The 1,362-nt window shown below is 64.8% G+C and carries 1 protein-coding gene; it reads right to left on the bottom strand.

The window, feature by feature from the left end; all coding sequences use genetic code 11:
* Positions 1-56: 56 nt before the first annotated feature.
* The gene (locus tag DXD48_RS08315; RefSeq protein WP_117564810.1) at positions 57-1,247 is read right to left on the bottom strand and encodes an IS256 family transposase; all 1,191 of its coding nucleotides are present in this window, start codon (positions 1,245-1,247) and stop codon (positions 57-59) included.
* Positions 1,248-1,362 lie beyond the last annotated feature (115 nt).

The following is a 1,362-nucleotide window of genomic DNA, read 5'->3' as shown; positions in this document are numbered from 1 at the left end:
GGTACCGTCAAGATTCTTTCGCAAATTGATCGAGGCGGCCTCGGCCCCGCCTTGCTCTAGCCCTCCGCCTCCTTGCTCAGCTCGTCCATCTCCTCCAGCTTCGACATGTCCAGGTACCTCCTCTTGCCCCATTCGTGCTCCACGATGTACTTCAGCCTCGCCGTCACCAGCATCAGGGCCGAGTTGCCGTCCGGGAAGGTCCCTACGACTCTCGTCCTCCGCCTGATCTCGCGGTTGATGCGCTCGATACCGTTATTGGTCCGGATTCTGCGCCAGTGCTCCGGCGGGAAGTCCGTGTAGGCGAGAGTCTCGGAGAAGCCGTCGCGCACCGTCCTCGCGGCCGCGCCGAGCCTCATCCCGTCCAGCTCGTCCGCCACCTCCGCCGCCTTCCTCGAGCACGCCTCGCGCGATTCCTGCGCGTGAATCGCCTTCAGCATGCGCGCCACGGCCTTCCTCCTGGTCACGGGCACCCTTCCCAACACGTTTCGGTAGAAGTGGACCGTGCAGCGCTGGTAGCGTGCCCCGGGGAACACCTCCTCGAGCGCACCGAGCATCCCCGCGCACTTGTCGCCGGTGACGAGCCGCACGCCGGAGAGCCCGCGCCCCCTGAGCCACGAGAAGAACTCGCGCCACGAGTCCGCCGACTCGGTGTAGCCCTCCGCGCAGCCGATGACCTCCCGGTCGCCGGTGGAGTTGACGCCGATGGCCACCAGAACGGCCACGTTCTCGTAGGACCCTCCCCAGCTGCGCTTGAGGTAGATGCCGTCGACGAAAACGTAAGGGTAATCGCCCTCGAGCGGCCTCTGGCGCCAGGCCTCGATGGACGCGAACGCCTTCTCGTTGAGGTTGGAGACGGTGCCGGAGGACACGGGCGCTCCCCAGAGGAGTTCGGAGACGTCCTCGATTCTCCTGGTCGAGACGCCCGCGAGGTACATCTCGACGATGGCCTCCTCGACCGAAGTCTCGCGCCTGCGGTAGCGCTCGATAACGGCCGTCTGGAAGGTCGCGCCGCGCAGCTTCGGCACGTTGAGCTCGACCTCTCCTGCCCCGGTGACGAGCTTTCTCGCGTAGTGGCCGCTGCGGTATGCCTCCCGGCCTGCCGTCCTCTCGTAGCGCCCGGCCCCTACGAGCTCGGACGCCTCCTCGTCGAGCAGCGCGTTGAGCGTCTCCTCGACGGTCTTCCTCACCAGATTCTTTATGTCCTTGCGCAGCGACTCCTCGTCGACTGTTACGATGTTCGCAGACACGGCCCGTGCCCCTTTCGTCGTTGATTTGTTGTTTAGCCGCTAGAAATCATATGACGGGGCGCGGGCCGTGTTCCGCTATGCGGTTGTCAATTTGCGAAAGAAATTATGCGTCACC

The organism is Collinsella sp. TM05-37, from assembly GCF_003436455.1.
Lineage (GTDB): Bacteria > Actinomycetota > Coriobacteriia > Coriobacteriales > Coriobacteriaceae > Collinsella.
Note: the sequence above shows the minus strand (reverse complement) of the source record. Positions and strands in the feature narration are given on the sequence as shown.